This is a genomic window from Arthrobacter sp. E70 (genome assembly GCF_058266945.1).
The window spans coordinates 1-21,608 of sequence record NZ_JBYQFR010000023.1 but is presented as its reverse complement, the minus strand read 5'-3'; the positions used below and the strand labels follow the sequence as shown (position 1 = coordinate 21,608).

The following is a 21,608-nucleotide window of genomic DNA, read 5'->3' as shown; positions in this document are numbered from 1 at the left end:
GAGAAAACAGGAAGAGGACATCGGAACGCCGGCCCCGATGAATGCCGCAGCACGCAAGATCCAGAGCATCTACCTGACGCTGACGCTGGGCAACACCCTCGCGGCGTCGTTCATCTGGGGCATCAACACCCTCTTCCTGCTGGACGCGGGGCTCAGCAACCTCGAAGCGTTCGCGGCGAACGCCTTCTTCACCGCCGGGATGGTGCTCTTCGAGGTACCTACCGGCGTAGTGGCGGACGGCTGGGGGCGCCGGATTTCCTTCCTGCTGGGAACCATCACTCTGGCCGTCTCCACGTATCTCTACTACCTGCTGTGGCAGTTGTCCGCGCCGTTCTGGTGGTGGGCCGTCGTGTCGGTGCTGCTCGGTTTGGGCTTCACGTTCTTCTCGGGGGCGGTGGAAGCCTGGCTCGTGGACGCGCTGCACTTCTCCGGGTATGAGGGCGCGCTCGAGGCGGTGCTGGGCCGCGGCCAGATGGTCTCCGGCATCGCCATGCTCGCCGGTTCGGTGGCGGGCGGGGTGATTGCCCAGGCCACCAACCTGGGGGTGCCGTTCCTGCTGCGGGTGGGTGTGCTGGTGGCCATGTTCGCCGTCGCCTTCCTGCTGATGCACGACGTCGGCTTCACACCGGAGCGGTCGGCGCACCCGCTGCGGGCCACCCGTGAGGTCCTGCAGGCGTCGGTGGAGGGCGGGCTGAAGAACCCGCCGGTGAGGTTCATGATGCTGGCCGCCCCCTTCACCGAAGGCGTGGGCTTCTATGTGTTTTACGCCCTCCAGCCCTACCTGCTGCAGCTTTTCGGCGACCCGAGGGCTTACGCCATCGCCGGCCTGGCAGCTGCCATCGTTGCGGGTGCGGACATTGTGGGCGGCCTGCTGGCGCCGATGGTGCGGAACCTGGTCCGGCGGCGAACCACGGTGCTGATCGCCTCCAACGTGATCAGTTCACTGGTCCTGGTGGGGCTTCTGGTCACCAACGTATTCTGGCTGGCCCTGGTGCTGCTGGTGGTGTGGGCAGTGGTGGCCTCCGCGGGGACTCCGGTGCGCCAGGCGTACCTGAACGACATGATCGCGTCGAAGCAGCGGGCGACGGTCCTGAGCTTCGCCTCGCTCATGGGTTCGAGCGGGGGAGTGGTGGTGCAACCCCTTCTTGGCCGCGCAGCCGATCTGTACGGGTACCCGGCCTCGCTGGCGATGAGCGGAGTGGTGCAACTGCTGGCCGCTCCCTTCATCCTGCTCAGCCGGCGGCGGCGCTCGCCTGCGGATGCCGCCACTGGCCTGGCCGCCGCTCCCTGAAGAGCGGCGGCCGCAGGGTTTTACTTCACGCCTGCCTCCACCGTTTCGCTCGTTGCCGGCACCGGCTTCTCCTGGGCGGGCGGAGGGGATGTCTTCAGCTTGAAGCGCTTTCCGATATCGCCGCCACCACCGCTGCGGTTCTTGTTGAAGATGTCGAAGCCTACGGCTACCAGGAGCACCAGGCCCTTGATGAGCTGTTGGTAGTCGGTGCCCAGGCCCAGGATCGACATACCGTTGTTCAGCACGCCCATGATCAGGCCACCGATCATCGCACCGGCGACCGTCCCGATGCCTCCGGTTACCGCCGCGCCGCCAATGAACGCCGCCGCGATGGAGTCCAGCTCGAATCCGGTTCCGCCGGCGGGCTGCGCGGAGTTGAGCCGGGCGGTGAAGACGAGGCCCGCCAGGGCGGCAAGCACACCCATATTCACGAAGAGCCGGAACGTGACGGCCTTGGTCTTGATGCCTGACAGTTCGGCCGCCTGCAGGTTGCCGCCGATGGCGTAGGTGTGCCGCCCGAAGACGCTGTTGTTCATGAGCGCGGTGTACGCGATCACCAGGGCGGCCAGGACCACCAGGACGATCGGGGTTCCCCGGTAGGACGCCAGAAGGAACGTGATGACGAGCATGAGCAGCGCCGTGAAGGTGGTCTTGATGACGAACCAGACCAAGGGCTCGCTTTCGAGGTCAAACTTCCGCCGGATCCTGCGCTCCTTCAGCGCCTGGATCAGCAGGGCAACCGTTGCCCCGACACCGAGGATGACGGTGAGCCATTCCAGCACGGAGGTGCCGCCGGTGAGGTCGGGAAGGAAGCCTCCGCCGAGGGCCCGCAGTTCGGCGGGGAAGGGGGTGATCTGCTGGTTCTTCAGGGTAATGAGCGTCAGCCCGCGGAAGATCAGCATGCCCGCCAGCGTGACGATGAAAGCCGGGATCCCCACGTAGGCGATCCAGTAGCCCTGCCAGGCTCCTACCAGGGCACCGACCAGCAGGCAGGCAGGGATGGCGGCCCACCACGGCCAGCCCCAGTGCACGATCATGACGCCGGCGACGGCGCCGATGAACCCGGCCACCGAACCGACGGAAAGGTCGATGTGCCCGGCAATGATGACCATCACCATGCCGATGGCCAGGATGAGGATGTAGCTGTTCTGGACCACCAGGTTGGTGACATTCTGGGGTTCCAGCAGGATCCCGCCGGTGAGTCCCTGGAACAGCAGGACGATCAGGATCAGGGCGACGAAGATGCCAACCTGGCGGAGGCGGCTTGTGAGGAATCCGAGCGATTCTCGTAAGGCGGACATTTCGCTATTCCTTCTCTTTGGTCATGTAGTGCATCAGGGTTTCCTGTGTGGCCTCGGCGATGGGAACTTCACCCGTGATGTGGCCGGCGGCGAGGGTGTAGATACGGTCGCAGATTCCGAGCAGCTCCGGCAGCTCAGAGGAAATCACAATGACTGCCTTTCCTTCGGCCGCGAGTTTGGCGATGATCGTGTAGATCTCGTATTTGGCGCCGACATCGATACCGCGGGTGGGTTCATCGAGGATGAGCACGTCCGGGTCGGAGAACATCCATTTGCTGAGCACCACTTTCTGCTGGTTGCCGCCGGAGAGCTTGCCGGTGATGGCGGCCACCGACGGCGCCTTGATGTTCATGCTCGTGCGGTAGCCGTTGGCCACCACAGTCTCCTGGTTCTTGTCCACGAAGCCGCGCCTGGCGAGCTTGCGCAGCGCCGCCAGGGAAATGTTCCGCTTGATGTCCTCAATGAGGTTCAGGCCGTAATGCTTGCGGTCCTCGGTGGCGTAGGCAATGCCGTGCGTGATGGCGTCCGAAACCGTGGCAGTGTTGATTTCCTTGCCGTACTTGTAGACCTTCCCTGAGGTGGCGGTGCCGTAGGTACGGCCGAAAACGCTCATGGCAAGTTCGGTGCGCCCGGCGCCCATCAGTCCCGCGAGTCCCACCACTTCGCCCTTCCGGACATGCAGGTTGGCGTTGTTGACCACCATGCGGGTGTGGTCCTGGGGGTGGCGCACGGACCAGTCCTCGATGCGCAGGACTTCCTCGCCGATGTTCGGCTCGCGGTCCGGATACAGGCTCTCCAGGTCCCGGCCCACCATGCCGCGGATGATCCGTTCCTGCGTGATCTGGCCTTCGTCAAGACGCAGGGTTTCGATGGTCTTGCCGTCCCGGATGATGGTGACGGCATCGGCCACCTTGCGGATTTCATTGAGTTTATGGCTGATGATGATGCTGGTGACCCCCTGGCCCTTCAAATGGAGGATCAGGTCCAGCAGGTGGCCGGAATCCTCGTCATTGAGGGCGGCCGTGGGCTCGTCCAGGATGAGCAGCTTCACTTCCTTGGAAAGCGCCTTGGCGATCTCCACCAGCTGCTGCTTGCCTACGCTGATGTGCTGCACGGGGGTGACCGGGTTTTCATCCAGGCCGACGCGGGCCAGCAGCCTGGCGGCCTCCAGGTTGGTCTTGCGCCAGTCCACCCAGCCGTTGGTGGCCTGTTCGTTGCCCAGGTAAATGTTCTCGGCAATGGACAGGTACGGGCTCAAGGCCAGTTCCTGGTGGATGATGACAATTCCCCGCTTCTCGCTGTCCGAAATACTGGAGAAGTGGCAGGGTTCGTTCTCGAAGAGGATTTCCCCGTCGAAGCTGTTGTGTGGATAGACGCCGGACAACACTTTCATCAGCGTTGATTTGCCGGCTCCGTTTTCACCGCAGATGGCGTGGACCTCTCCACGGTTCACGTCCAGGGTGACGTCCTGCAGCGCTTTCACGCCGGGAAACGTCTTGGTGATTCCTCGCATTTGAAGAATGGGTGTGTTCATCGTCAATTCCCACTGACTGGTCGAAGCTTGGCCTTCCTGCTGCTGCAGGAGGTTGCGGGATGGGCTGTGGCCCGGCGACGAGCCCGGCCACAGCCCTGGACGCTGACTACTTCACGTCGGCGTCGGTGTAGTAACCCGAGTCGATCAGTTCCTTCTTGTAGTTGTCCTTGGTGATGATCACGGACTTCAGCAGGAAGGCCGGGACAACCTTGACCTTGTTGTTGTAGGTCTTGGTGTCATTGGTTTCCGGTTCCTGGCCTTTGAGGACAGAATCAACCATCTTGACGGCCTGGGCGCCCAGCTGGCGGGTGTCCTTGAAGATGGTGGAGTACTGTTCGCCGGCGATGATGGACTTCACGGAGCCCTTTTCGGCGTCCTGGCCGGTCACCACCGGCAGGCTTCCCTTGGCGTAGCCGCCGGTGCTGGTGAGGGCCGAGATGATGCCGATGGACAGGCCGTCATACGGAGACAGGACGCCGTTCAGCTTGGTTCCGGAGCTGTAGGCGGAGGTGATGATGTCCTCCATGCGCTTCTGCGCCACGGGTGCCTGCCAGCGAAGGATCGCGGCCTGCTCGAACTTGGTCTGGCCGCTGGGGACCTTCAGCGTGCCGGCGTCCAGGTACGGCTTGAGGGTGTCCATGGCGCCCGTCCAGAAGAAATTGGCGTTGTTGTCATCAGGGCTTCCGGCGAAAAGCTCGATGTTGAAGGGGCCCTTGCCGTCCACCTTCTTGCCGCTGGCGTCGACGAGGCCCAGGCCGGTCAGAAGCGAGGTAGCCTGCTGGACGCCCACGGTGTAGTTGTCGAACGTGGTGTAGTAATCCACGTTGGGGGTGCCATTGATCAGGCGGTCGTAGGCAATGACCTTGACGTTCTGCTCTTTGGCCTTGGCCAGGACGTCGGTCAGGGTGGTGCCGTCGATGGCGGCGATGATCAGTGCCTTGGCGCCCTTGGTCAGCATGTTTTCGATCTGCGAGACTTGGGTGGGGATGTCGTCATTGGCGAACTGCAGGTCGGTTTTGTACCCGAGGTCCTTCAGCGACTTTTCCACGTTTGCGCCATCGGCAATCCACCGCTCTGACGTCTGCGTGGGCATCGAGATTCCAACGAGCGAATCGCTGGGCTTGGCCGCGCTGCCGGATTCAGTGGCAGCCCCGCCCCGGGTGCCGCAACCGGTGGCACCCACCGTCAGGGCGAGGACAAGGGCCACCGCGCCCATGAGTTTTTTGATTCTCACCATTTTCTCCTTCCGCGGCAGCACCGCCGCGAAGTGTTGTTGGACCGGCAGCACCGACGCTCCCTGGCCCTGGCCACATTGTTGATGTGTCGGTTCAATATAGACCGATTTGTGAACGCTAACAAGAGGCTCCTTCCAGAACTTCGAAAGTTTTTCGGCGTCGTTGACATAGCACTTGTTAGCGTTCACACTTACTCCAGAACTTAGCCCGACCCAGACCCTACAACCCCGGTAACGAGGCCGCTGCCTCCCGGATGGAGGCACCATGCCAGAGACGTTGAACAGATCCAGCTCCGAGCCCTGCGTTATCGGGGTGGACTACGGGACCCTTTCGGGGCGTGCGGTGGTGGTGCGCGTCCGCGATGGCAGGGAACTTGGGAGTGCGGTCCATGAGTATCCGCACGCAGTGGTTACGGACCGGCTCCCAGAGGATACGGCGGGCGACGACGGCGCGCGGCTTCCCGGGGAATGGGCGCTGCAGGTGCCCAACGACTACCGGGAGGTGCTGCGCAACGCCGTGCCCGCGGCGGTGGCGGCTGCCGGGATTGACCCGGCGGCCGTCGTCGGTATCGCCACGGACTTCACCGCCTGCACGATGGTGCCCGTCAAGGCCGACGGTACGCCCCTGAATGAGGTGCCCGGCTACGCGAACCGACCGCACGCCTATGTGAAGCTTTGGCGGCACCATGCGGCGCAGGGGCAGGCTGACCGGATCAACCGGTTGGCTGCTGAGCGGGGTGAGGACTGGCTTCCGCGCTACGGCGGCCTGATCTCTTCTGAGTGGGAGTTCGCCAAGGGGCTGCAGTTGCTGGAGGAGGATCCGGAGGCGTATGCCGCGATGGACCACTGGGTGGAGGCGGCGGACTGGATTGTCTGGCAGCTGTGTGGCCGGTATGTCCGCAATGCCTGCACCGCCGGTTACAAGGGAATTTACCAGGACGGCCGGTATCCGTCGGAGGATTTCCTGGCGGCCCTGAATCCGGACTTCAAGGACTTTGTCAGCGCGAAGCTGGAGCACACCATCGGGCGGCTGGGCGACGCCGCAGGCACCCTGACCGCGGAGGCGGCGGCGTGGACGGGGCTGCCGGAGGGCATCGCCGTGGCCGTGGGCAACGTCGACGCCCACGTGACCGCCCCGGCTGCCAAGGCGGTGGACTCCGGCCAGTTGGTGGCCATCATGGGCACCTCCACCTGCCACGTGATGAACGGCACGGAATTGCGTGAGGTTCCGGGCATGTGCGGGGTGGTGGATGGTGGCATCGTGCCGGGGCTGTGGGGTTACGAGGCCGGGCAGTCCGGCGTGGGCGATATCTTCGGCTGGTTCACCCGGTACGGGGTGCCGCCGGAATACCATCAGGCCGCGAAGGAAGCGGGTCTGGGGATCCACGAGTACCTCACCGAACTGGCCTCGCAGCAAGCCATTGGAGAGCATGGCCTGATCGCCCTCGATTGGCACTCGGGCAACCGCTCGGTCCTGGTGGACCACGAACTTTCCGGGATCGTGGTGGGCCAGACCCTGGCCACCCGGCCGGAGGACACGTACCGGGCGCTGTTGGAAGCCACCGCGTTCGGGACGCGCACCATCGTGGATGCTTTCCGGGAGGCCGGGGTGCCGGTGAGGGAGTTCATCGTTGCCGGGGGCCTGCTGAAGAACAAGCTCCTGATGCAGATCTACGCGGATGCCACGGGGCTGCAGCTGTCCACCATCGGCTCGGAGCAGGGCCCGGCGCTGGGATCGGCGATCCACGCGGCCGTGGCCGCGGGTGAATATGCGGACATTCGCGAGGCTGCTGCCGCCATGGGTGCCGAACCGGGCGGGGTGTACACGCCGATCCCGGAAAACGTGGCGGCGTACGACGAGCTGTTCCAGGAGTACAAGGCGTTGCACGACTACTTCGGCCGCGGCGGCAACGATGTCATGCACCGGCTCAAAGCCCTCCAGCGCAAAGCCGCCACAACAACCGTGGCGGTGTCCGCATGAGCGCAATCCTCGAAACCATCGCCCGCATCCGGGAGGAAGTGTGCGCCCTGCATGCCGAGCTGACCCGGTACGAACTGGTGGTCTGGACGGCCGGGAACGTTTCCTCACGGGTTCCCGGGACGGACCTCATGGTCATTAAGCCCTCCGGCGTCTCCTACCAGGACCTGACCCCGGAGCAGATGATCGTCACCGACCTGTACGGGGTCCCGGTTGCGGGAAACGGCGATGGCGAGTGGGGCAATCCCGCTTTGTCGCCGTCCTCGGACACGGCAGCGCACGCCTATGTGTACCGGCACATGCCGGAGGTGGGGGGAGTGGTGCATACGCACTCCACGTACGCCACCGCCTGGGCTGCCCGCGGGGAGGCGATTCCGTGCGTGCTGACCATGATGGGCGATGAGTTCGGCGGCGAGATACCGGTGGGCCCGTTCGCGCTGATCGGCGACGACTCGATCGGCCACGGCATCGTGGAGACCCTGAAGAATTCAACGTCACCGGCGGTACTGATGCAGAACCACGGTCCTTTCACGATCGGCAAGGACGCCCGGTCCGCTGTGAAAGCCGCCGTCATGTGCGAGGAAGTGGCCCGCACCGTGCACATCGCACGCCAGCTCGGCGAACCCCTCCCCATCGACCAGGGCCACATCGATTCGCTGTACGCCCGCTACCAGAACGTCTACGGCCAATAAAAGCCACGGGCCTGCCACCAGGCCAAGAACCGACTTTTCCAGGAGAATCCATGAGTACCGCAGCATCCACCTCCCTCGACGGCTACGAGGTCTGGTTCCTCACCGGCAGCCAGCACCTCTACGGGGAAGACGTCCTCAAGCAGGTCGCCGCCCAGTCCCGGGAGATCGCCAACCAGCTCAACGCGTCGTCCGCCGTGCCGGTAAAGATCGTCTGGAAGCCCGTCCTGACGGATTCCGACGCGATCCGCCGGACCGCGCTGGAAGCGAACTCGGACGATTCGGTGATCGGCGTGACCGCGTGGATGCACACGTTCAGCCCGGCCAAGATGTGGATCTCCGGCCTGGACCTGCTGCGGAAACCGCTGCTGCACCTGCACACCCAGGCCAACCGCGACCTGCCCTGGGCGGACATCGACTTCGACTTCATGAACCTCAACCAGGCCGCGCACGGCGACCGCGAATTCGGCTACATCCAGTCCCGCCTGGGCATTGCCCGGAAGACCGTCGTCGGGCACGTTTCCAATCCCGAGGTTGCCCGGCAGGTGGGGTCCTGGCAGCGCGCCGCCGCCGGTTGGGCAGCCGTCCGGACGCTGAAACTGACCCGCTTCGGCGACAACATGCGCAATGTCGCCGTCACCGAAGGCGACAAGACCGAAGCCGAGCTGCGTTTCGGCGTCGCGGTCAACACCTGGTCCGTCAACGAGCTCGCCGACGCCGTGCACGGCGCCGCGGAGTCCGACGTCGACGCCCTGGTTGCCGAGTACCAGGACCTTTACGAGGTGGTGCCGGAGCTCCGCGCGGGCGCGGCACGGCACGATTCCCTGCGGTACGGGGCCCGGATCGAACTGGGCCTGCGGTCCTTCCTGGAAGCCAACGGCTCCGCGGCGTTCACCACCTCGTTCGAGGACCTGGGTGCATTGCGCCAGCTCCCGGGCCTGGCCGTGCAGCGGCTCATGGCCGCCGGCTACGGCTTCGGTGCCGAGGGCGACTGGAAGACCGCCATCCTGGTCCGCGCCGCCAAGATGATGGGTGCCGGGCTCCCCGGGGGAGCGTCGCTGATGGAGGACTACACCTACCACCTGGAACCGGGCTCCGAGAAGATCCTCGGCGCGCACATGCTCGAGGTCTGCCCCTCACTCACCGCCCAGAAGCCCCGCCTGGAAATCCACCCCCTGGGCATCGGCGGCAAGGAAGACCCCGTCCGCCTGGTGTTCGACGCCGATGCCTCCCCGGGCGTCGTCGTCGCCCTGTCCGACATGCGGGACCGCTTCCGCCTGGTGGCCAACGCCGTCGACGTCGTTCCCCTGGACCAGCCGCTGCCCAACCTCCCCGTCGCCCGGGCGCTCTGGGAGCCCAAACCGGACTTCGCCACCTCCGCCGCCGCCTGGCTCACCGCCGGCGCAGCACACCACACAGTGCTCTCCACCCAGGTGGGCATGGACGTGTTCGAGGACTTCGCCGACATCGCCAAAACCGAACTGCTCAGCATCGACGAAGGCACCACCATCAAACAGTTCAAGAAAGACCTGAACTGGAACGCCGCCTACTACAAACTCGCCGGCGGACTGTGAATCCGCCGCGCGGCCGCCGCACTTGCCCCGGCGGCGGCCGCTCTCACGGACAATAGCCTCATGACACAAAGTAAGCCGCCGCGCCTGCCACGGCTCGAGGACGTCGCGGAGCTGGCCGGAGTCTCACACCAGACCGTCTCACGGGTGGTCAACAACCACCCCAACGTGAGCAAGGCGACGCGGGAGAAGGTGGAGGCGGCCATCGCCCAGCTCGGGTACCGCCGCAACACCGCAGCCCGCAGCCTGGTGACCCGGCGCTCGCAGACCATCGGCGTGCTGGGCAACGAGCTCTCCCAGTACGGCCCGGCCAACACGCTGCTTGGAGTGGAGCAGGCGGCGCGCGACGCCGGCTACTTCGTGAGCATTGCCGCCCTGCGGGAGGTCAGCCGGGAGGCCATCCTGGACGCCGTCCGGCACTTCCTGGACCAGTCGGTGGACGGGATCGTGGTGATCGTTCCGCACGTGGGAACGCTGGCTGCCCTGGCAGAGCTGCCCATCGGGGTGCCGGTGGTGGCCGTGGGCTCGGACGGGAACGAGGCCGTGGGCGGCGTCCGCGTGGACCAGCGCCGCGGAGCCGAACTGGCCGTCCGGCATTTGATTGAGCAGGGGCACCGCAGGATTGGCCATGTTGCCGGGCCCCAGGACTGGATCGACGCCGTGGCCCGGGCCGACGGCTGGAAGGCCACGCTCGACGCCGCAGGACTCGACTCCGACCTCATGGTCGAAGGGGACTGGAGCGCCGGCAGCGGCTATGAGATCGGCCGGCAGCTGGCGGGCGGCCACCGCGCAACGGCCCTCTTCGTGGCCAACGACCAGATGGCCATGGGCGTGTTGCGCGCCTTCAACGAGGCGGGCATCAAGGTGCCGCAGGAGGTGTCGGTGGTGGGTTTCGACGACCAGGCCGAGGCCGCCTATTTCAGCCCGCCGCTGACCACCGTCCGGCAGGACTTCGAAGAGCTCGGCCGTCGGTGCATGGACATCATGCTGACGGAGCTCAACGGCGCGGAAGGACCGCGGACGCTGGTGGTGGAGCCCGAGCTCGTCCTGCGCAGCAGCACTGCCGCACCCGCCTGACAGGTGAACAGTGTTAATGGCTGCGAGACCGGCATGAAACGAAGCCACAACAATAGCTGCGTAGGTTGCAGGCATGACGGCAACCCTTCCCTCGCGGCTCCGCACCTGGCTGATGCAGACGTTCACATACGATTCGGAGACCCAGGCGGCCGACGCCATGGCGGACGCCACCCGCTGGGGCTGGCTGCCGGCCCTGAGCGGCGTCGCCGTGGGGGCCGATCTTGCCCGCGCCAAGTACGCCGAAACCCTTTCCGACGGCAGCGGGCTGCCTGGTTGAGCACGCTCTTGCGTTAGTACCGGGATCATGCCCTAGACTTCCTGAAGCGCCTGACATGGCGCTGTGCGGCAACGAAAGTGAACAGGCTATGGCTACCGATTACGATGCTCCACGCAAGCAGGAAGAAGAGACTCCCTCGGACTCCCTTGAGGCGCTCCAGGCGTCCCGCGGCGGTAACGCACAGACCGCTGTCATCGACGTCGACGAGAACGACACCGCGGAAGGTATCGACCTGCCCGGCGCCGATCTTTCCAACGAGGAACTGACGGTCATCGTGGTCCCCGAACAGTCCGATGAGTTCACCTGTTCGTCGTGTTTCCTGGTCCGCCACCGTTCCCAGGTCGCCCGCGAAAAGGACGGCTTGAAGTACTGCCGCGAGTGTGAAGGCTAAAGACCCTTTCGCTTCGCCCGGCGCCGCCCACCCCGGAGGTGGGCGGCGCTTTTTTGGTTCCCGGTCGCCGTCGTTATCTTGCACGGCCGTCCGTTACCAAAACAGACCTCGTTTCAGGCTGCGCAGGCTCCTACGCTTAATCCATCCAATTGCCTCGTTCCTGGATGGCACCACCATGAAGAAATTCCTTGCCTGGCTTACCGCCATCATGATGGCCGCAGGGCTGGGACTACTGTTGCCGGGGCCGGCCTCGGCAAGCGCATCGTATTGCGGGCTCACGTGGGGATCGCTGGCCAAGAGCGGCGAGGGCATGAGTACCGCATCCGTCACCGGCGTGCGGACCGGGCAGCACTACTGCTTTGACCGGATGGTGGTGGACCTCAACGGGCCCGTCGCCGGATACACCGTGAAGTACGTGCCCCAGGTGGTCCAGGACGGTTCCGGCCTTCCTGTCCCGCTGCGGGGCGGAGCGCGTCTTCAGGTCACGGTTAACGCACCTGCCTACGACGCCGGCGGCAACCCTACCTACAACCCGGCTGACAAGTCTGAGCTCTCCAACGTGGCCGGCTACCAGACGTTCCGCCAGGTTGCCTATGCCGGAAGCTTCGAAGGGTACACAACCCTGGGCCTGGGGGTGCGCGCCCGCCTGCCGTTCCGCGTCTTCACCCTGGCCGGACCGGACGCCGGCTCACGCCTGGTGATCGACGTCGCGCACTATTGGTGACCGCTCCGCCGTCGCCAACCCAAAAGGTGCCGTGCCCCGGAAACGGGGCACGGCACCTTTTTCGGTGTGCGGGCCTATTCGGGAACCACCAGGGCGGGGGTATCCCGCTTAAGGGTTTCGCCGCGGAAGAAGCCGGGATGGGTGCGGGACATGACCAGCATGACGACGGCGCCCATCGCCAGGATGCCGACGCCCAGGATGAACACCAGGCCCACACCGAACACCTCCGAACCGCTGCCGAATTCCGGAGCCAGGCTGTCCACCGCGGTCTGGACGAACACCACGAACAGGCCCACGCCGCCCACTACCGGGCACACCAGCCGGAAGAGGAAGTGGCGTGCGCTGTTGAAGAGGCTGTGGCGGAAGTACCAGGTGCAGGCCAGCGCGGTCAGCCCGTAGTAGAAGCAGATCATCAGGCCCAGGGCCAGGATGGTGTCATTCAGGACGTTTTCGCTGACCACATGCATGATCGCGTAGAACCCTGCCGACAGCACGCCGGCGGCGACGGTGGCGAAGCCCGGCGTTGCGAACTTCCGGCTGATCCGGCTGAACGGTTCGGGCAGGGCACCGTAGTGGGCCATGGCCAGCAGGCTGCGCGACGGCGACATGAAGGTGGACTGCAGGGAGGCGGCGGAGCTGGAGAGCACGGCGAGGGACATCAGGATGGCAAACGGGCCCATGATCGGGGAGGCCAGTGCCGTGAAGATGTTCTCGTGGTTGTCCGCGTTGTTCAGGCCGTTGCCGGTATCACCAACGCCGGCGAACATCATGGTGGCGATGCTGACCAGGAGGTAGATCGCCAGGACGATGACGGCGGTCAGGGTGCCGGCGAACCCGGCGGTCTTCTTGCCGTTGGCCGTTTCCTCGTTCACCGTCAGGCAGACGTCCCAGCCCCAGTACACGAAGATCGACAGGGAGATGCCGGCGGCCACCTGGCCGAACGTCTCGATCCTGGTCACGTCGAACCAGTCCCAGCTGAACGGGATGGCCGTTTCCGAGGTGGACCAGTTGGCGAAGGCCATGCCCACGAACAGGCCCAGCACCAGCAGCTGGAATCCCACCAGGCTGTACTGCACCAGCTTGGTGGTGTGCAGGCCGCGGTAGCTGACCCAGACGGCCAGTGCCACGAAGATAAAGCACGTGAGCACGTTCAGCGCCTTGTTGTCCGCCAGGTCTGCCAGTTCCGGGGAACCGGTGAGCTGGGACAGGAAGAGGTAGAAGAAGTCGACGGCGACACCGGCCAGGTTGGAGAGCACGATGATGTTTGCGGCCAGCAGGCCCCAGCCGCCCATCCAGCCGATCCACGGGCCGAAGGCCTTGGTGACCCAGGTGAAGGTGGTGCCGCTGTCCGGGGAGTCGGCATTGAGCTCCCGGTAGGCAAGCGATACCAGGATCATCGGGATGAACCCGATCAGGAAGATGACCGGCAGCTGGAGCCCGGCTTCGTTGACGGTGGGTCCAAGCGCGCTGGTGAGGGTGTAGGCGGGGGCAATGGTGGAGATGCCCAGGACGACGACGGCGAGGAGGCCGAGCTGCCCGCCCTTGAGTCCCTTGTCGCTGACGCCGCCCGTTGAGGGCGCGTGGGCATGAGGGCCTGATTTGGCTGTACTGGTGCGGATTGTCTCTGTCATGGCACCACTTTCTGGAAGCTGTGAGACCGAAGTCACTATATGAATGGCGTTCATTTAGTATGGGGGTGCCGGTCCTGTGATGCAAGACGCAATATGAACAACATTCTTTTATGACCGCCGTAAATTAGTAAGCTCACTGAGAAACCGCCTCCCGCGGCACCTGCCCCGCTGGTAGCCTCGGCAGCACTGGACCAATCGAGGAGGATGCATTGAAAGCTTCACCGACACTGACCAACAACCTGCAGGCCGTGCTCGCGGACCTGATCGAACTCCACGTTCAGGGCAAGCAGGCGCACTGGAACATCGTGGGCACTAATTTCCGCGACCTCCACCTGCAGCTGGATGAAATCGTTGACGCCGCCCGCCAGTTCGCCGATGACACCGCCGAGCGCATGCGCGCCCTGCACGCCCTTCCAGACGGCCGCAGCTCCACCGTTGCCGACACCACCAGCCTGGCCCAGTTCCCCGAAGGGCTGATCAGCACCAAGGATGCCATTGAGCGGATCGTTGCAGCCCTTGAGGCCGCCGTTGGCACCATGCGCAAGGTCCATGACGAAGTGGATGAGGAAGACCCCACCTCCGCCGATCTCCTGCACGAGTTCATCGCCCGGCTCGAGCAGTTCGCCTGGATGGTGCAGGCCGAGAACATGAAGCCAACCGCAAGCGTCACCACCGCCGACTCGAAGTAGTCCGGCAGGGGCGTCCGGCTCCGGGGGGCAACCCTCCGTAGCCGGACGCCTTTTTGCTGCCCGCATTTCCCGTCAACCGGCTTTCGGGACCTTTCGAAGCACGACGGCGGCAAGGACCGCCGCCGCGGCCATCAGCACCAGCCCAATGGCCGCGGTGATGTGGACACCCGAGTCAAAGGCGGCCGCTGACGCCTCCCGTAGTGCCGCTGCCAGGGGAGCGGGCAGGGTTGCTGCGGCGTCCATGGCGCCCGCCAGTGTTTCGCCCGCGTTATGGAGGGTGTGCCCGGGCAGCGCGCCCTCCACGCCCGCCGGCAGCCGGAGGTTTTGCTGGTAGGAGGCGGTCAGGATCGACCCCAGCACCGCCGTGCCCAGCAGGGCGCCCACCTCATAGCCTGTTTCCGAAATCGCCGCCGCCGCCCCCGACTTTTCCTGGGGCGCAGAGCCCAGGATGAGATCGTTCGAGATGGTTTCCGCCGTCCCCACGCCGAGCGCCAGGATGAGCAGCGCCGCCAGCAGGACGGAAGGGCCGCCGTCGTGGTTTCCGAACGCCACCATGCTGTATCCCGCCGCGCTGAAGGCCAGCCCCGCAGCCACCACGAAGCCCGGCCGGACCTTCCGGACAAGCGGCACCACCACCAGTCCCGCCACCACGGTGGCGGCCAGGGCGGGGATCATCGCGATGCCTGCGGAGGACGGGGTCATTCCTTCGAGCAGCTGGAGGTGCTGGGCCAGGAACAGGATGAACCCGTTGAAGGAAAACAGTGCCAGGATGTTGGCGCCGATGGCCATGCTGAAGACCCTGTTCCGGAACAAGGACATATCGAGCAGCGGGTTCTTGAGGCCGTGCTGCCGGCGCACGAACACCGCGCCCATCGCCACACCGAAGGCAATGCCGGCAAAGCCCGCCGGGCCGGAGGCCTGGGTGGCAACCTCCTTGATCCCGTACACCGCGGGAACCATGGCAAGCATCGAAAGCAGGACACTGGGGATGTCCACCGCCCCGGGCGCCGGATCCCTGGATTCGGGAATGAATGCCGGTCCGAACCCCAGCTGGGGAAGCATGAGGGGCAGCGCGACCAGGAAAACCGCGCCCCACCAGAACTGCTCCATCAACCAGCCGCCGAAGATCGGCCCCAGGGCCGCGCCACCGGAGAATCCGGCTGCCCAGATGGCAACGGCGAGCCGCCGGCGGCCGGGCTCCGGGAAGATGTTGCGGATCAGTGACAGGGTGGACGGCATCAGCATGGCGCCGAAAAATCCCAGCGCTCCCCGGCCGGCAATCAGCCACTCCGCGCTGGGGGCAAAGGCCGTGACGGCAGAGATACCCGCGAAGCCTGTGCTGCCGATGGTCAGCAGCCGCCGCCGCCCGATCCGGTCACCCAGGCTTCCCATCGAAACGAGCAGCCCGGCCAGCACCAGGGGGTAGACGTCCACGATCCACAGCAGTTGCACGCCCGAAGGCTCGAGGGCGCGCGTGATGGCGGGCAGGGCGAACGTCAGGGCCGTGTTGTCCACGGCCACGAGCAGCACCGGGAACATCAGTAACGCCAGGGCCAGCCAGTCACGCCTCGGCGAAGGCGTCGCGGGGCTCTCCGTCTGGCCTGGTGCAAGAGAGCTGGTCGAAGTGGTCATGGAAATAACTATACCGTCCAGACGGTATAGTTTCAGATTATCCGGTTTCGACCTGGTCAAGGGCATGATGGGAGGCATGCCCCGCAAGCCCGTAGCCCGAGATGCCGTCCTTGACGCCTTTGAGTCCCTCCTCATCGAGGTGGGCGAGAGGGCGGCGACCCTCGACGCAGTTGCCCGGAAAGCAGGCGTGTCCAAGGGGGGCCTGCTCTATCACTTTCCCAACAAGGAAGCGCTCATCGAGGTGCTGCTGGAACGGCTGGACGTGCTGGCCGGCGCGGACGCGGACGCGATGGCCGAAGCTCCCGAAGGAGCCGCGGCCTACTTCATCAGGTCCTCGGTCTGGGCGGACACGCCCCTGGACCGGGCCATCGTGGCAGCCACCCGGCTTGCCGAGGTGGCGCACGAAGAAACGAGGCGGCGGTTTGCCGCAATCCAGCGGCGCTGGCTCGACGAGATCGCCGCGGATGTAGGGCCCGCCCTGGCCAAGGCCGTGCTGTACATGGGCGACGGCCTGTACTTTAACGCCATGCTCTCCGTGGGGCCGGTTCCCGAAGGTGGAGCGGCGGCGGACGTGGACGAGTTGCTGGCCGCGCTGGAGCGGCTCCGGCGGTAGGAACCATTTGCCCCGCGGGCTCCCGCGTAGGAGAATTAAGCGCTGTGGGAGCCTCAGTGTTCCCGCAAAATCCAAATGAATAGCCTTTGATCTGCGGCGGGAGAGTCCTGCCGGAAGTACAGGCAGGCGCCGTAGGAGCAAACCCTCCCCAGGAATCTCGCAGGCCCCTGTACCGCCGCGGCGAGGCACCTCTGGAAAGTAGCAGGCAGCGTTCCCTGCCACCCTGTCGGGAGTGGAAAGCTGCTGTGCTCACCGACGGTGCAAGCGGGTCCTGTCCAGGCAGGCAACGCGGAAACTCTCAGGTCCAATACAGAGCGGGGAGGAACCCGAATCGCTGTGGCGTACCCTGCGCCGCCTGAGTAAATGGAGTTCCTTCGTGTCGGTTAGTTCAGCCTCCACCACCTTCGTAGACCGCCATATCGGCGCGCGCCGCCAGGCCGACGTCGAGACCATGCTCAAGGCCGTCGGGTACGACAGCGTCGACTCCCTGGTGGACACCGCCGTTCCCCAGGTCATCCGCCAGGAAACCGCCCTTCGGCTCCAGGACGCCCTCAGCGAGGTTGAGGTCCTCGCGGAGCTGCGGAAGCTCGCCGGGAAGAACAAGACCGCCGTGCAGCTGATCGGCCAGGGTTACTACGACACCGTGACGCCGCCGGTGATCCGCCGGAACATTTTGGAATCCCCGGCCTGGTACACCGCCTACACGCCCTACCAGCCCGAAATTTCCCAAGGCCGGCTGGAGGCACTGCTGAACTTCCAGACCATGGTCCAGGACCTGGTGGGCCTGCCCATCGCCAACGCGTCGCTGCTCGATGAAGCCACGGCAGTGGCAGAGGCCGTGCTGCTGATGCGCCGGTCCAACAAGACCAAGCCCGCCGCCGAGGGCAAGACCGTCCTGGACATCGACGTGCTGCCGCAGACCATTGCGATCGTCAAGGGCCGTGCCGAGGCGCTCGGCTTTGAGGTGGAGGTCGCGGACCTGTCCCAGGGCCTGCCCGACGGCGACATCAACGGCATCGTGCTGCAGCAGCCGGGCGCCTCCGGCCGGGTGTGGGACCAGTCCGCCGTGATCGCCGCCGCCAAGGAACGGGATGCGCTGGTGACGGTGGCCGCCGACCTACTGGCCCTGACCCTGATCACCCCTCCCGGCGAGCAGGGGGCCGACATCGCCGTCGGCTCGGCCCAGCGCTTCGGCGTCCCGCTGTTCTTCGGTGGCCCGCATGCTGCCTACATGGCTGTCCGCAAGGGCCTGGAACGCTCCCTGCCCGGCCGCCTGGTGGGTGTGTCCAAGGACGACGCCGGCGTCCCGGCCTACCGGCTGGCGCTGCAGACCCGTGAGCAGCACATCCGCCGCGAGAAGGCCACGTCCAACATCTGCACCGCCCAGGCGCTCCTGGCCATCGTTGCCTCCATGTACGCCGTCTACCACGGCCCGGACGGGCTGAAGGCGATCGCCGAGACCGCTCACAGCCACGCGCGCACCCTCGCGGCCTCCCTCGAGGCCGCCGGAATCGACGTGGCCCACCGGAGCTTCTTCGACACCCTGACTGTCCGGGTCCCGGGCCGTGCAGCTGCGGTTGTTGCCGATGCCGAGGCGCGCGGCATCAATCTGCGCCGTGTCGACGCCGACACCGTGGGCATCTCCCTGGACGAAACGACGACGGCGGCCATCGTCGCCGAGGTCGCGGACGTCTTTGGCGCCACCGTGGCCGGGAGCGAAGGCTTTGCACTGGAAGCCGGCGTCGAGCGTTCCTCCGACTACCTGCAGCACCCGGTGTTCAACACCCACCGCTCAGAAACCCAGCTCCTGCGCTACATCCGCAAGCTCTCCGACCGTGACCTGGCCCTGGACCGCACCATGATCCCGCTGGGCTCGTGCACGATGAAGCTGAACGCCACCGCCGAAATGGAAGCCATCTCCTGGCCCGAGTTCGCCTCAATCCACCCGTTCGCCCCGGATTCCCAGACCGCAGGCTGGCGCGAACTCATCACCGACCTGGAAGCTGACCTGACCGCCATCACCGGCTACGACCAGGTGTCCATCCAGCCCAACGCCGGGTCCCAGGGCGAACTCGCGGGCCTGCTGGCCATCCGCGGCTACCACCACTCCCGCGGAGACCAGCAGCGCAACGTCTGCCTGATCCCGGCCTCGGCCCACGGCACCAACGCCGCCTCGGCCGTGCTTGCCGGCATGAAGGTCGTCGTCGTCGCCACCGCGGCAGACGGCACGATCGACCACGCCGACCTCGAGGCCAAGATCGAAGCGAACCGGGACGCGCTGTCCTGCATCATGATCACCTACCCGTCCACGCACGGCGTCTACGACGGCGACGTCCGCGAAGTCTGCGACGCCGTGCACGCCGCCGGTGGCCAGGTCTACATCGACGGTGCCAACCTCAACGCCCTTGTTGGCCTCGCCCAGCCGGGCAAGTTCGGCGGCGACGTCTCGCACCTGAACCTGCACAAGACCTTCTGCATCCCGCACGGCGGTGGCGGGCCGGGCGTCGGACCGGTCGCTGCCAAGGCCCACCTGGCGCCGTTCATGCCGGGCGACGCAAACACCTGGAATGCCGGGTCGGGTGCCGCCGACGTGCCGATTTCCGCCTCCCGCTTCGGCTCGGCCGGTGTCCTGCCCATCTCCTGGGCGTACGTGAAGCTCATGGGCGGTGAAGGCCTGACCGAGGCCACCAAGTCCGCGCTGCTCGCCGCCAACTATGTTGCCTCGCGCCTGAACGAGTACTTCCCCGTCCTCTACACGGGAGAGGGCGGCCTGGTGGCGCACGAGTGCATCCTGGACCTACGCGCCCTCACCGCCAAGACCGGCGTCACTGCCGAGGATGTGGCTAAGCGCCTCATCGACTTCGGCTTCCACGCCCCCACCCTCGCGTTCCCAGTGGCGGGAACGCTGATGGTGGAGCCCACGGAGTCCGAGGACCTTGCCGAGATCGACCGCTTCATCGAGGCGATGATCACCATCCGCAAGGAAATCGACCAGGTGGCCAACGGCGACTTTGCCGTCGCGGACTCGCCGCTGCGCCGCGCACCCCACACGGCAGCCGCCGTCGTCAGCTCCGACTGGGACCGCGCCTACCCGCGTGAGCAGGCCGCGTTCCCCGCCCACCACAAGCAGGACAAGTACTTCCCGCCCGTGGGCCGGATCGACGGCGCCGCCGGCGACCGGAACCTGATCTGCTCCTGCCCGCCCCTCGAAGAGTTCGAAAACTAAGGACCGGGACCATGACCGAGAAGTACACCGCACTGTACGACGAACACAAGAAACTGGGCGCCTCCTTCACCGACTTCGGTGGCTGGCAGATGCCCCTGAAGTACAGCTCCGAACTGGCCGAACACCACGCCGTCCGCAAGACGGCCGGCCTGTTCGACCTCTCCCACATGGGGGAGGTCTGGGTCACCGGGCCCCAGGCTGCCGCTTTCCTCGACTACGCCCTGGTGGGAAAGATTTCCGCCATGGCCGTGGGCAAGGCCAAGTATTCCCTGATCTGCAACGCCGACGGCGGCATCATCGATGACCTCATCACCTACCGCCGTCCGGCCGCGCAGGACGGTACCGACGTCTTCCTGGTGGTTCCCAACGCCGGGAACGCCGCCGTCGTCGCCGCAGCCCTGCAGGAACGGGCCGCCGGGTTCGATGTCACGGTGGAGGATGCCTCTGCCGCCACGTCCCTGATCGCCGTCCAGGGCCCCAAAGCCCAGGACCTCCTGCTGCGCCTGGTCCCCGCAGCACGGCACGCAGACGTCACCGACCTCAAGTACTACGCCGCAGTGGAGGTGCCCTTCCTGGTCAACGGCGCCGGCCTCGAGCTCCTGCTGGCGCGCACCGGCTACACGGGCGAGGACGGGTTCGAAATCTTCGTGGCCAACCAGGATGCCGCGGCGCTGTGGCAGGCGTTCGTCGCCATCGCCGACGAGGGGGAGCTGACCCCCGCCGGGCTGGCTGCCCGCGACTCCCTCCGCCTTGAAGCCGGCATGCCGCTGTACGGCAATGAACTCTCCCTGCAGGGTGACCCGTTCGCCGCCGGACTGGGGCCCGTCGTCGCGCTTTCCAAGGAAGGCGACTTCGTCGGGAAGGCTGCACTGGCCGCCAAAAAGGAAGCCGGCGCCGGCAGCAGCTCCGGCCGCCGCCTCGTCGGGCTCAAAGGCGGGGGCCGCCGTGCAGGACGGGCACACTACCCGGTCCTCAAGGACGGCGCGACGGTGGGCGAGGTCACCTCCGGCCAGCCCTCGCCCACCCTCGGCTACCCGATTGCCATGGCCTACGTCGACGTCGAACACGCCGCCCCGGGCACCGCCTTGGACATCGACCTGCGCGGCAAGGCCAAACCGTTCGAAGTCGTCGACCTCCCGTTCTATAAGCGCCTCAAGTAGCTCTTGGTGCTCCACCGTGGTCACCTTGGCCTCTCGGTGCCGTGGTCACCTTCGGGACCGGCGGACCGGGCATTTTCACGCGTGCTGCTCGTTCCTCGCTCTGACGCACGCTTTCGAAAAGTCCGGCTCCGCCGGCCCCTCGTGCGGACGTTACGTCATGCAACGGACACGGCTCGGCGTACACGAAGTGGGAGGGACCGGCTAACGTGCGTGTGTTTTCCCCAACCCCGCCCGACTGTTGGAGCACGTGTTAACGCCCATCCTGTTGTTCGCCCGGGTGACGAACTTTCGGAGTGGGCGGGGCATCCGGCAGCGTGCTCCCCACCGTCCCCCTCGCCTCGCAAGCTCGGCCAGGGAACCCTGACGGCGTGGGCCCAGGCACGCGGGGGATGTCCTGCCCGCACCACCCCAACCACTCAGAGTGACCAGAACACAGTTTTAGTTAGGAACCAGCATGGCAGTCGGCGTTTTTGATCTGTTTTCGATCGGTATTGGCCCCTCTTCTTCGCATACCGTGGGGCCGATGCGGGCTGCTGCCGTGTTCGCGGAGGAGCTGAAGGCCTTGGGGACGCTCGATGCCGTGGCGTCGT

General features: G+C 65.8%; 18 protein-coding genes and 1 riboswitch. Of the genes, 13 read left to right on the top strand and 5 right to left on the bottom strand.

What is annotated here, in order from left to right:
• Positions 1–37 precede the first annotated feature (37 nt).
• Positions 38–1,291: an MFS transporter gene (locus tag AC3IMC_RS19805; RefSeq protein ID WP_490920589.1), complete on the top strand. Its 1,254-nt coding sequence runs from the start codon at positions 38–40 to the stop codon at positions 1,289–1,291.
• Between the two features lie 20 nt (positions 1,292–1,311).
• On the opposite strand, the gene mmsB is transcribed toward AC3IMC_RS19805, so the two are convergent.
• The 3 genes from mmsB to chvE all read right to left on the bottom strand — a co-directional run bounded on the left by mmsB (position 1,312) and on the right by chvE (position 5,363).
• Positions 1,312–2,592 carry a multiple monosaccharide ABC transporter permease gene (gene mmsB, locus AC3IMC_RS19800; protein WP_490920587.1) on the bottom strand — a complete coding sequence of 427 codons (1,281 nt, stop codon included), beginning with the start codon at positions 2,590–2,592 and terminating at the stop codon, positions 1,312–1,314.
• A 4-nt stretch (positions 2,593–2,596) separates the two neighbouring features.
• Entirely contained in the window at positions 2,597–4,126 is a 1,530-nt protein-coding gene (gene mmsA, locus AC3IMC_RS19795; RefSeq protein ID WP_490920585.1) for a multiple monosaccharide ABC transporter ATP-binding protein, read from the bottom strand.
• Positions 4,127–4,232: 106 nt separating this feature from the next.
• Entirely contained in the window at positions 4,233–5,363 is a 1,131-nt protein-coding gene (gene chvE / locus AC3IMC_RS19790) for a multiple monosaccharide ABC transporter substrate-binding protein (protein ID WP_490920582.1), read from the bottom strand.
• A 262-nt stretch (positions 5,364–5,625) separates the two neighbouring features.
• On the opposite strand from chvE, the gene araB reads away from it, so the two are divergent.
• The 7 genes from araB (at position 5,626) to AC3IMC_RS19755 (ending at position 12,067) form a co-directional block, all read left to right on the top strand.
• Positions 5,626–7,341, top strand: coding sequence for a ribulokinase (gene araB / locus AC3IMC_RS19785; protein WP_490920580.1), 1,716 nt, complete (start codon positions 5,626–5,628; stop codon positions 7,339–7,341).
• Positions 7,338–8,030, top strand: a complete 693-nt coding sequence (locus AC3IMC_RS19780) for an L-ribulose-5-phosphate 4-epimerase (RefSeq protein ID WP_490920578.1) — start codon at positions 7,338–7,340, stop codon at positions 8,028–8,030. The genes araB and AC3IMC_RS19780 overlap by 4 nt, the downstream gene beginning before the upstream one ends.
• 50 nt (positions 8,031–8,080) lie before the next feature.
• Entirely contained in the window at positions 8,081–9,601 is a 1,521-nt protein-coding gene (gene araA / locus AC3IMC_RS19775; protein ID WP_490920576.1) for an L-arabinose isomerase, read from the top strand.
• Between the two features lie 60 nt (positions 9,602–9,661).
• Positions 9,662–10,675, top strand: a complete 1,014-nt coding sequence (locus AC3IMC_RS19770; protein WP_490920574.1) for a LacI family DNA-binding transcriptional regulator — start codon at positions 9,662–9,664, stop codon at positions 10,673–10,675.
• Between the two features lie 73 nt (positions 10,676–10,748).
• Positions 10,749–10,952 carry a hypothetical protein gene (locus AC3IMC_RS19765; protein ID WP_490920572.1) on the top strand — a complete coding sequence of 68 codons (204 nt, stop codon included), beginning with the start codon at positions 10,749–10,751 and terminating at the stop codon, positions 10,950–10,952.
• An 88-nt stretch (positions 10,953–11,040) separates the two neighbouring features.
• The gene (locus tag AC3IMC_RS19760; protein WP_490920570.1) at positions 11,041–11,343 is read left to right on the top strand and encodes a DUF4193 domain-containing protein; all 303 of its coding nucleotides are present in this window, start codon (positions 11,041–11,043) and stop codon (positions 11,341–11,343) included.
• Between the two features lie 175 nt (positions 11,344–11,518).
• The gene (locus tag AC3IMC_RS19755; protein ID WP_490920569.1) at positions 11,519–12,067 is read left to right on the top strand and encodes an AMIN-like domain-containing (lipo)protein; all 549 of its coding nucleotides are present in this window, start codon (positions 11,519–11,521) and stop codon (positions 12,065–12,067) included.
• A gap of 74 nt (positions 12,068–12,141) precedes the next feature.
• On the opposite strand, the gene AC3IMC_RS19750 is transcribed toward AC3IMC_RS19755, so the two are convergent.
• The gene (locus tag AC3IMC_RS19750) at positions 12,142–13,698 is read right to left on the bottom strand and encodes an APC family permease (protein ID WP_490920567.1); all 1,557 of its coding nucleotides are present in this window, start codon (positions 13,696–13,698) and stop codon (positions 12,142–12,144) included.
• A gap of 209 nt (positions 13,699–13,907) precedes the next feature.
• Between AC3IMC_RS19750 and AC3IMC_RS19745 the strand changes: the two genes are divergently transcribed.
• Positions 13,908–14,387 (top strand): Dps family protein, encoded by a 480-nt coding sequence (locus AC3IMC_RS19745; RefSeq protein ID WP_490920565.1) that lies wholly within the window; start codon positions 13,908–13,910, stop codon positions 14,385–14,387.
• A gap of 72 nt (positions 14,388–14,459) precedes the next feature.
• Here the strand turns inward: AC3IMC_RS19745 and AC3IMC_RS19740 are convergent, their stop codons facing one another.
• The gene (locus AC3IMC_RS19740; protein WP_490920563.1) at positions 14,460–16,019 is read right to left on the bottom strand and encodes an MFS transporter; all 1,560 of its coding nucleotides are present in this window, start codon (positions 16,017–16,019) and stop codon (positions 14,460–14,462) included.
• A gap of 76 nt (positions 16,020–16,095) precedes the next feature.
• On the opposite strand from AC3IMC_RS19740, the gene AC3IMC_RS19735 reads away from it, so the two are divergent.
• From AC3IMC_RS19735 to AC3IMC_RS19720, 4 genes are all read left to right on the top strand, one after another.
• Complete coding sequence (locus tag AC3IMC_RS19735) at positions 16,096–16,632, top strand: TetR/AcrR family transcriptional regulator (RefSeq protein WP_490920561.1); 537 nt, start codon at positions 16,096–16,098, stop codon at positions 16,630–16,632.
• A gap of 87 nt (positions 16,633–16,719) precedes the next feature.
• Positions 16,720–16,817, top strand: a riboswitch (glycine riboswitch).
• A gap of 191 nt (positions 16,818–17,008) precedes the next feature.
• Positions 17,009–19,858, top strand: a complete 2,850-nt coding sequence (gene gcvP, locus AC3IMC_RS19730) for an aminomethyl-transferring glycine dehydrogenase (protein ID WP_490920559.1) — start codon at positions 17,009–17,011, stop codon at positions 19,856–19,858.
• Positions 19,859–19,869: 11 nt separating this feature from the next.
• Positions 19,870–21,018 carry a glycine cleavage system aminomethyltransferase GcvT gene (gcvT, locus tag AC3IMC_RS19725; protein WP_490920557.1) on the top strand — a complete coding sequence of 383 codons (1,149 nt, stop codon included), beginning with the start codon at positions 19,870–19,872 and terminating at the stop codon, positions 21,016–21,018.
• A gap of 454 nt (positions 21,019–21,472) precedes the next feature.
• A partial coding sequence (locus tag AC3IMC_RS19720; protein ID WP_490920612.1) for a serine dehydratase beta chain occupies positions 21,473–21,608 on the top strand: 136 nt, incomplete at its 3' end.

What these genes read in the sequence shown, in the direction of transcription:
- AC3IMC_RS19765 (WP_490920572.1), top strand. Translation starts at nt 10,749, where the DNA reads ATGACGGCAACCCTTCCCTCGCGGCTCCGCACCTGGCTGATGCAGACG.
- AC3IMC_RS19755 (WP_490920569.1), top strand. Translation starts at nt 11,519, where the DNA reads ATGAAGAAATTCCTTGCCTGGCTTACCGCCATCATGATGGCCGCAGGG.
- mmsA (WP_490920585.1), bottom strand. Translation starts at nt 4,126, where the DNA reads ATGAACACACCCATTCTTCAAATGCGAGGAATCACCAAGACGTTTCCC.
- AC3IMC_RS19740 (WP_490920563.1), bottom strand. Translation starts at nt 16,019, where the DNA reads ATGACCACTTCGACCAGCTCTCTTGCACCAGGCCAGACGGAGAGCCCC.
- araA (WP_490920576.1), top strand. Translation starts at nt 8,081, where the DNA reads ATGAGTACCGCAGCATCCACCTCCCTCGACGGCTACGAGGTCTGGTTC.
- AC3IMC_RS19780 (WP_490920578.1), top strand. Translation starts at nt 7,338, where the DNA reads ATGAGCGCAATCCTCGAAACCATCGCCCGCATCCGGGAGGAAGTGTGC.
- mmsB (WP_490920587.1), bottom strand. Translation starts at nt 2,592, where the DNA reads ATGTCCGCCTTACGAGAATCGCTCGGATTCCTCACAAGCCGCCTCCGC.
- AC3IMC_RS19760 (WP_490920570.1), top strand. Translation starts at nt 11,041, where the DNA reads ATGGCTACCGATTACGATGCTCCACGCAAGCAGGAAGAAGAGACTCCC.
- gcvT (WP_490920557.1), top strand. Translation starts at nt 19,870, where the DNA reads ATGACCGAGAAGTACACCGCACTGTACGACGAACACAAGAAACTGGGC.
- chvE (WP_490920582.1), bottom strand. Translation starts at nt 5,363, where the DNA reads ATGGTGAGAATCAAAAAACTCATGGGCGCGGTGGCCCTTGTCCTCGCC.
- araB (WP_490920580.1), top strand. Translation starts at nt 5,626, where the DNA reads ATGCCAGAGACGTTGAACAGATCCAGCTCCGAGCCCTGCGTTATCGGG.
- AC3IMC_RS19735 (WP_490920561.1), top strand. Translation starts at nt 16,096, where the DNA reads ATGCCCCGCAAGCCCGTAGCCCGAGATGCCGTCCTTGACGCCTTTGAG.
- AC3IMC_RS19750 (WP_490920567.1), bottom strand. Translation starts at nt 13,698, where the DNA reads ATGACAGAGACAATCCGCACCAGTACAGCCAAATCAGGCCCTCATGCC.
- AC3IMC_RS19805 (WP_490920589.1), top strand. Translation starts at nt 38, where the DNA reads ATGAATGCCGCAGCACGCAAGATCCAGAGCATCTACCTGACGCTGACG.
- AC3IMC_RS19770 (WP_490920574.1), top strand. Translation starts at nt 9,662, where the DNA reads ATGACACAAAGTAAGCCGCCGCGCCTGCCACGGCTCGAGGACGTCGCG.